Annotated in this window: 9 protein-coding genes and 1 pseudogene; 8 read left to right on the forward strand and 2 right to left on the reverse strand. The window is 40.9% G+C overall.

Going from position 1 to position 7,731, the window contains the following annotated elements; all coding sequences use genetic code 11:
* The 3 genes and pseudogenes from ACH10T_RS00915 to ACH10T_RS00925 form a co-directional block, all read left to right on the forward strand.
* Positions 1 to 304, forward strand: a pseudogene (locus ACH10T_RS00915) (hypothetical protein); the annotation flags it as partial.
* Between the two features lie 840 nt (positions 305 to 1,144).
* Entirely contained in the window at positions 1,145 to 1,273 is a 129-nt protein-coding gene (locus ACH10T_RS00920; RefSeq protein ID WP_394807466.1) for a hypothetical protein, read from the forward strand.
* Between the two features lie 327 nt (positions 1,274 to 1,600).
* Entirely contained in the window at positions 1,601 to 2,062 is a 462-nt protein-coding gene (locus ACH10T_RS00925; RefSeq protein ID WP_394807467.1) for a PA2169 family four-helix-bundle protein, read from the forward strand.
* 1,195 nt (positions 2,063 to 3,257) lie between these two features.
* On the opposite strand, the gene ACH10T_RS00930 is transcribed toward ACH10T_RS00925, so the two are convergent.
* The gene (locus ACH10T_RS00930) at positions 3,258 to 3,800 is read right to left on the reverse strand and encodes a phosphopantetheine-binding protein (RefSeq protein ID WP_394807474.1); all 543 of its coding nucleotides are present in this window, start codon (positions 3,798 to 3,800) and stop codon (positions 3,258 to 3,260) included.
* 39 nt (positions 3,801 to 3,839) lie between these two features.
* On the reverse strand, positions 3,840 to 4,334 hold the full coding sequence (locus tag ACH10T_RS00935) for a hypothetical protein (RefSeq protein WP_394807468.1): 495 nt from the start codon (positions 4,332 to 4,334) through the stop codon (positions 3,840 to 3,842).
* Between the two features lie 44 nt (positions 4,335 to 4,378).
* On the opposite strand from ACH10T_RS00935, the gene ACH10T_RS00940 reads away from it, so the two are divergent.
* The 5 genes from ACH10T_RS00940 (at position 4,379) to ACH10T_RS00960 (ending at position 7,519) form a co-directional block, all read left to right on the forward strand.
* A complete protein-coding gene (locus tag ACH10T_RS00940; RefSeq protein WP_394807469.1) occupies positions 4,379 to 4,603 on the forward strand; it encodes a hypothetical protein in 225 nt (74 codons plus the stop codon).
* 133 nt (positions 4,604 to 4,736) lie between these two features.
* On the forward strand, positions 4,737 to 5,219 hold the full coding sequence (locus ACH10T_RS00945) for a hypothetical protein (protein ID WP_394807470.1): 483 nt from the start codon (positions 4,737 to 4,739) through the stop codon (positions 5,217 to 5,219).
* Positions 5,220 to 6,142: 923 nt separating this feature from the next.
* Positions 6,143 to 6,772: an HD-GYP domain-containing protein gene (locus tag ACH10T_RS00950; RefSeq protein WP_394807471.1), complete on the forward strand. Its 630-nt coding sequence runs from the start codon at positions 6,143 to 6,145 to the stop codon at positions 6,770 to 6,772.
* Positions 6,773 to 6,849: 77 nt separating this feature from the next.
* A complete protein-coding gene (locus ACH10T_RS00955; protein ID WP_394807472.1) occupies positions 6,850 to 7,266 on the forward strand; it encodes a CBS domain-containing protein in 417 nt (138 codons plus the stop codon).
* Positions 7,267 to 7,345: 79 nt separating this feature from the next.
* The gene (locus ACH10T_RS00960; RefSeq protein WP_394807473.1) at positions 7,346 to 7,519 is read left to right on the forward strand and encodes a DUF3330 domain-containing protein; all 174 of its coding nucleotides are present in this window, start codon (positions 7,346 to 7,348) and stop codon (positions 7,517 to 7,519) included.
* Positions 7,520 to 7,731: the final 212 nt, after the last annotated feature.

Raw genomic sequence — 7,731 nt, forward strand, 5'->3', positions numbered from 1 at the left:
GGTCGAGCGTATTGTTAACCGACGAACACTAACCGAAATTATCCCGAATCGGTATTTCGAAAGAGTTGACTGGCTGGCAATCGCTTTGAAAGAAGCTGGCGTACCGGTTACAGGTAAGAAGGTAATTGAAATTCAAGACTCGCTGTTTTCTGTATATATGGAAGAAATAATTTATGGATACTTGGAGATGGATGGCAGTTTCGAGTTGCCGCCTATTTTTGAAATGCGTACCGACAGTGAAGAGCATAAATCCAGAATTGCTGAACTTGATAAATTACTATGTGAGGATGCCGCACCAGAATGACGAATAAGCCATTATATTTTATACTTAAGGAGGTTATCTTCAAAATTACTTGAACCCGTAGCAAAACAGAAATTCACCGAGTTACAGCATAACACCCCTCAGGCGGTACTATTCTTAAGAGTTTTCATTTTTAAAGTACCGCTCTCTGCATTTCCTTTAACGCTAACACGGAATTTTTCCCGCACACGTATCTACACGCACGCACGAGACAATGCTATGAAATCAAAAATACCACGTGAATTATCAAGTTTAGTTAACCGAAAAGTGCATGGTTGGGGCATCGCTTATGCTGAGCACTCAAAACAACAATTGCTCTATGAACTGCAATGCATGCGTGCTAATGGGTCTACATTGAACGATCTCGAAAAGCACATATGCAACAGGCCACCTCTTATCTTTACACCCAAATAATCTACGGTCACCCCGGGGTACCAAAAATCTCTACAGCTTTTTCATATACGGTACCGCACTCAGCCATCCGCCGCTTGCTAAATATGGACAAAAAAAGTTTATAGGATCATAAAATGACACAACGAGGACGAAAATCAACGGCTTCATTAATAGTTGCGAAGCCGGATATAGGTGTATCAAAGAGGCTGCCAGCACCCTTGCATCTTAGCGATGCAGAAATGGCCCCGTATGGGCAGAAGTCGTAAACGATCAACCAGCAGCAGCATTCACTGCGACACACGCGCCGTTGCTTGAAATGTATTGTAGGCACGTGGTGAACATTTGAATTATTGCTGATGAGCTGCTTAATTTTAACCGGGCATGGCTTGCGGATGATGATGGGCTGGGAGATACGATACGCTTCTTAAACTATCTGAACGGGAGAGCAGGATGGCTTCTTCTTTGGCAACAAGATTACGTGTTGCCCGGCAGGCAGTCGATCACCCAACAACCGCTGGGCTGGCAATAGCCAATCATTCAACAGGCCAGAAACCGTGTAAAATAGATTTGCCAGGATGACATTAACCAGCCCCGTCTTTATTGGCGGGGTTTTATTATCAGTAACAAAAACGGGAGCCTAAGCCCCCGTTCTGGAATAAATCTAAGTCTAATTAAACTGCTGATTCTTTTCTACGACGCGCCATGAATCTGAAAAACAATTGTTTGAGGAAATGTGTTGTAGCGTACGGACTAATGAGTAATTTTCATTGATCATGATATGTGCGAAAGATTGATGAAATTCCACAAAACATCTTTAATGCATGAACTAATTAGATTAGTTAAGCCTACTCACAAGGTATTGGCTACAAATCAGGAAATGCAAGATTTTATTTTTAGGAGAATTAGATGAATAATGAAAAAAATATAGCCATATTAAATGAATTAATTGAGACTTCACGCGATGGTGTGGAAGGTTTTAAAAAATGCGCAGAGGATGCTCATGACCCACAGTTAAAAACATACTTTCAAGATCGTGCAAATAGTTGCGAAGAAGCGGTTCGAACTTTAAGTGTACAAGTCAGGCAATATGGAGGCGAACCGGATAAGAGCGGTACTACAAAAGGAGCTTTACATCGACTTTGGATTGATTTCAAAACTGCCCTTACCGATAAGGATAATCTTGCCGTCTTAGAAGAATGCGAAAGGGCGGAAGATGTAGCTCTTGCCGCGTACAAAGATGCACTAAAGGAAGAATTGCCTGAAACACTTCGTTTACTTATTACTCAGCAATTAGAAGGAGTAAAAAGGAATCATGATCGTGTTCGGCAGCTTAGAGAAGAAGCAGAGAATAACCCTACTAAAGCGTAAATTCACAATGAGCAATTTGTTCAATTCCCGCCAGCAAATATAGTTATTATAAGAGGCAAATTGCACTTATATACATCAACATGAAGCTTCGCAAATTTGAACTTGGTAATAAGCTATATTGCTAATCAATAACCCGTCTTTGTGACGGGTTTTTTATTGATTGTTATTTTTCTATTTATTGACTCGAAGAACTCAGGAAAGGAGGGGGTACATTTCAAAATGTGAGTAACTTTGTGAGTAACTTTTACTTCACAAAAAACTAGATGCTCATGGATAGTTGATCTCAGACTTTAATATGAATCCCGCCTTCACCAATCGTATGTTTTAATAAACTTATTTAGTTATTATTAATTCTCAACTATCAAATTGACTATCGAATTACAAACCAATTGATAGACCCTCACAGTTAACCTCTCAGTCAGTAGTACCCGCCCTCCCCTTTTTCTCTATTTTGCAAAGCATAATCCTAAATTCCTCAGTTGTAATTTAGGATTAAAATGGCTGTAATCTACCACCAATGGTTCCCGGTATAGAATGTTAACTGCTCCTCAGTTGCAGCTGACAAGCTGAGAGCAATATGTGACAGCACTTTCAGCAGATTTTGATTATTTCACTAAAATCTAACCTGATTGGTGATGCCATGTATCTTTCAAAAAACCTTAATCAGTAGGGCTCTTGAACGATTTAAGAGTCTTCAACTGAGGAATTTAGGATAATCACTATAAGCTTTGTCAATATCGAAGTAAAAGAGTATCAAATAGCGCGCGAAAAGTGTACGAGTTAGGTTAATAAAAAGAGGGACTTAACCTCTTGGTTTTGCGCCTTTGATTTTTTATTTCTTGAGTTTCATTAAAAGCGCCGGATATCCTAAACTAAGACCGATCTGAACAAAGTGTTCTGGTAGGTTAAATTTGTAAGTGCGCATTTGCCGGATGAACCAGCTTGGTTTAAGCCTTAGGGTCGCCGCGCATATTTTCGGAAAGAGCAACGAAGAAATCCGAATCCTCGTTGTAAAGCTCGAAGCCGTTCGAGTAGCTTCTTGAAGTGAGACGATCATAACTTCCAGTATGCTGACAGTTTTCGCAACCGAATCCATGAAACCCGGTAAAGACGGTAAAGGCGGTGATTTCCCGATTTAAAGTCTCATTAATTTTTATGCCCCTGAACTGTTTTCAATAATTTCCACCATATGCTTTTAGATCAAAGATATAGGGAGTTGAATTATGAAAGGACTGGGAACTAATTTGCTGGATTGGCAGAAACGGTATGGAACGTAAGAAGCTTGTGCGCAGGCTGCTGATGCAGCAACGCAGGCCGGGATGGTGTCAATCAGCGTATGCATATTTGCGCTGCCATAAATTTCCGCTAAATTTACCAAATCGAACGTTTCCTTAACGAAGGATCCAAGCCCAAAAATCGTTGACCATGCCCCTGCCATTTCAGGCTTACCAAAGGCTTTTAATAAATTACTTCCCAGCATCTCCGTATTCGATGCCCCATAAGCAGGATTGAAAACTACCGAATTATTTACAGCCTCAACCAAATCCTTGACCTTTAACTCGCCAAAAACATCGCCAATATGCTCATCATCAATCTCAACATTCAATTCCCGCTCGATTTCGATGATTATTTCCAGGATCTTCATTGAGTCCGCACCCGGTTCATTAACCAGTTCGGTTTTAACGAAAATCCGCCTTTTGTCGCACTTCAGTGCCTTAGAAATGATTTTTTTGATTATCCTGCTGTTTTCTTATTACTCAACCCCAAACCGCTGCATTTAAACATCAGCAAACATATCATCAACCTTGCCCTGGGCGGTTGCTGCTATCGAACCGCCGCCACCCGCCTCCGCGTCAGCGGAAACCATGTAGCTTGTGGCATCCTCAAGGAATACAAAGCTCATCGCTTCAATAATGTCCGGAGACTTTATCCCTTGCTTGCGCATTTCTTCCTTCTTTTCCATCACATACTTCAACCCACCGGCTTCCGCAAAGTAATAGGGCAACCTGGCACCCTGCAGCAGTATTTTTTCACGCAACTTTCTATCGATATTCTGTGGCAACACCACGCACCCGGATCTGACAGCGTCGCGGAAACGCACCATCGCGCACGCCCGGCGATTATAGTAACGATCCTGGTACTCTCTCTTGAAGCAAGGTTTGCCCCAATTCACCCTTACCACCGGCACCCCGGATGCTTCTATCAGCTTATTCACCGTGGCACCTACACCGCCGTTATCCACCAGCAATGTGGCGTTCGATAATTTCCCCACCAGGTAACACAAGCGCCGTATTTATTTTTGCTGGCAATTTTGCAATGGCTGATCAGGAGCAAAGACAAAACAAGTCTAACGAAAAAATTGAATCACAAAAACCTGCTGATTATCCTTCCACAGAATCACCTCATGGGATAAGTGAACGCAGCAATGCTAAAGAAGGCGATCAAAGTAGTTCAGTACCATCTAGTTCTTCCAATAAGAACGCTACTTCCGATGAAAAAGAGAAAAATAAATTTTCATCAGATAACCATCCTAAACACTAGTAAAGAAATTACTTAAATTTCCCCAAACCCACTCAGGCGGATTTTTTATTGCAAAAAATAATTTTATTTGTTGGTATGCGAACAGACATATAAATATAAAAATAAGACGATGGTATTTTTAAAAGGAATCCATATGGAAAATTCTGTCATAGAAATATCATTCTCAGTTCCCGCGAGGCCAAATCCTGATTACATTCCACCCAATGATCCCAGGCCAGAAAAAATACCCCCAGAACAAGAACCTCCACTTGAAGTACCACCTGAAGGAGACCCACCAGAGGCAGTGCCTCCAATGCGAGAGCCTGAGATTCCTGTGCCTGAAGGAAAATTACAGACTCATAAAATTGAAATGATCGAGTATATTAATTTATTAAAACGTCGGAGAATTATTATGGACAAAAAAACTGATATTGTACCAAATGATCATTCACCGTGCGTAGAACCAATGTCACCACGCAGAATATCACCGGAAGATATCCCTAATGAAGCAGTAATATCTAAAGATGCTCCGCCACGGAAGAATGTTCCCGAAGAATCTTATGGGCAAAGAATCCAGACGAAGAGCAACCTTCCGTTGAAGAGAAGTTTCCCTTCGCATTTTTTGAAGATGGAGTAAACAAGTTACACAAGAGGTTATTGCTACGATAGAGAAGCCTCTCCAAAATCACAACCCGCTCCGGCGGGTTTTATTGTTTATAGCCAGAGTTATGCTGCTGTCAGGGCTTGGCTTGATTGTGGGTTTATGGGTGAAACCAAGAATTCATAAAACCCGGAGAAATCTAAAAGAACTCTTTAACTCGGTTTTTGACTTCGAGGGCACCTCACCCTAATTAAACAGCTCTTACTGCTTAGACTCCTCCGGGAAGGAGCATGCGAATCATGCAAATGTTTTAGCGGCAAAAAAAAGAAAAGCTTTAGATTAGAATTCGCTAAGTTGTGGTTAGTGAGATTATCACTACACAAAAACAAAACTTATTAAGAGAGCGGCATCACACGGAGGTCTTATGAGTAATATCGAAGTTCATGCCAACTTAGTTAATGGCAACAAGCATCCGGTCCTAGAAACCATAAAAAACTGCAAGGAGCTAATTAATATAGTATATGGGAGATGATGTTGGATCCCCGCCAAAAAGTTTCGATATTAAAATTATTACCGAATCAGAGAAAACAGTTACAGTTAATATACCTAACGATCACTCCGGCGCAACGGTCAGAATTGATGGGCAGTTAGTTTAAATCAAATTAAGAGACCGGCGCAGATTTGAACCATGCAAATGCAAAGAGCCGGTCTAACCAAGAAAAATTCATGCCACAGAAACGCTTAATACGCCGGAATTAATTATTCACGCCGATATTCCAAAGTAACTTTGTGCGCTCACGCAAAAGCTGCTTCAATCGCAAAGAACGATGCGAGTGTAACTCCCAGATTTGTCCCACAAGCTACTGGCCTGATCTATGCAGAAAAATAAGAATCGACTGACAAAATTTATTTTCTCTTTATCCGTTAATAGTTTATCTAATTAGCCAAAGAGAAATGTAATGGAAAATTCTTCTCATGCTTATAATCCGGTTTCTATACCCGGATCTGTTCCTAACTTTACTTATGTGGCAATTGATCCTGCAGTTGTATCTAAGTTTATAAACGGAGTGATCGATGCACGCTACCCTGATTTAAGCGGACATCAACAACGAATCAGGAAGAGTACAGTTTTATTTGCACAACAGATTGGTTTGTCTAAAGAAGATACGGAATTACTTTCAGTTGGTGCAGGCATGCATGATATCGGCAAATTATCCATCAGTGATTACATCTTAAACAAACCATCACAACTAACTCTCAGTGAGATTATGCTGATCAAGCAGCATACAGAGATGGGATGTAAGCTCCTAAGTCCATTAAACCTTGATTCTCGCATTACCGAGATCGTGCTTTATCATCATGAAAATTACGATGGGACCGGTTATCCGGAGGGGATTTCTGGCGACGAGATTCCATTATTAGCGCGGGCTGTCAGGATATTGGATTCCTTTGATGCGCTGACTATGGACAGACCCTACCATAAAGGAGTTAATGCAAAGGAAGCTTTACAGATAATACGGCGTGACTCGCAATATTATGATCCCAATTTACTCGAATTATTTGGTGAGATTAAGTTATTGCCAGAATAAGTATTAACCAATCTATCCAACCATGCAGAACCGGCTTGCAGCGCGCACACCGTTTTCAAAATACAAGGAGCATAATCATGCTTGTTAGCGAATTAATGAACACGAAGCTTGTTACGGTTGAACTGGATGATAAGCTATCGGCTGTAAAAGAAATCTTTGAGCGTGTAAATATTCATCACTTACTAGTCATTGAATCAAACATCGTTTTTGGCGTAGTCTCGGATCGGGACCTTTATAAGGCATTGAGCCCCAACATCGGAACCAAAACAGAGACACCCAAAGATGCAGCAACGTTAAATAAACGTGTTCATCAGATTGTAAGCCGTCGTCCTATTGTGTTGCCCTCCAATGCAACTATCGAAGAAGCAGTTTATATATTCAATACACACAGTATCTCATGCATCCCGATAGTAGATCATGAAATGAAACCTATTGGAATTATTACCACCAGGAGCATTCTAAAGCCTCTGGGCGAGAAAAAGATTGCGCTTTGACAAAGTCGGTTGGACAATGCTGCTATTGCCCTTAGCTAAGAAATAACCTAGCCAACTCAGATCCCAAAGAGGTGTCAAAATGACCGAACAAAAAAAGCCAGTAGAACCAGAAACAGTTTCCTGCGAGGTATGCTTCAAAGAAATACCGATTTCCCAAGCCAAAAGTGTGAAATCCACTGACTACATTATGTATTACTGCGGCCTCGACTGTTACGACAAATGGAGCAAGCAGGAAGAGAAACCTGAAAAATAAGAAAACGGCCAGCAGATAATCTTTGAGAAAAAAGAGCGGTACCGTACAGAACATCACAATTAAACTCCTTATTATTTACATTCGACTTAAAAAGGAGTTTATTATGAAACATAGAGATATTTTAACCGCAATAATTGCGGGTTCCATCCTTCTACTGAGCAGTACTTTTGTACTAGCTGATGCTCAATTACTTGCACAAAGTACCGCTCCTA

The sequence above is a fragment of the Nitrosomonas sp. genome (assembly GCF_043753625.1).
In the GTDB taxonomy this organism is placed as follows: Bacteria; Pseudomonadota; Gammaproteobacteria; order Burkholderiales; family Nitrosomonadaceae; genus Nitrosomonas.

What these genes read in the sequence shown, in the direction of transcription:
- ACH10T_RS00920 (WP_394807466.1), top strand. Translation starts at nt 1,145, where the DNA reads ATGGCTTCTTCTTTGGCAACAAGATTACGTGTTGCCCGGCAGGCAGTC.
- ACH10T_RS00955 (WP_394807472.1), top strand. Translation starts at nt 6,850, where the DNA reads ATGCTTGTTAGCGAATTAATGAACACGAAGCTTGTTACGGTTGAACTG.
- ACH10T_RS00950 (WP_394807471.1), top strand. Translation starts at nt 6,143, where the DNA reads ATGGAAAATTCTTCTCATGCTTATAATCCGGTTTCTATACCCGGATCT.
- ACH10T_RS00940 (WP_394807469.1), top strand. Translation starts at nt 4,379, where the DNA reads ATGGCTGATCAGGAGCAAAGACAAAACAAGTCTAACGAAAAAATTGAA.
- ACH10T_RS00960 (WP_394807473.1), top strand. Translation starts at nt 7,346, where the DNA reads ATGACCGAACAAAAAAAGCCAGTAGAACCAGAAACAGTTTCCTGCGAG.
- ACH10T_RS00945 (WP_394807470.1), top strand. Translation starts at nt 4,737, where the DNA reads ATGGAAAATTCTGTCATAGAAATATCATTCTCAGTTCCCGCGAGGCCA.
- ACH10T_RS00925 (WP_394807467.1), top strand. Translation starts at nt 1,601, where the DNA reads ATGAATAATGAAAAAAATATAGCCATATTAAATGAATTAATTGAGACT.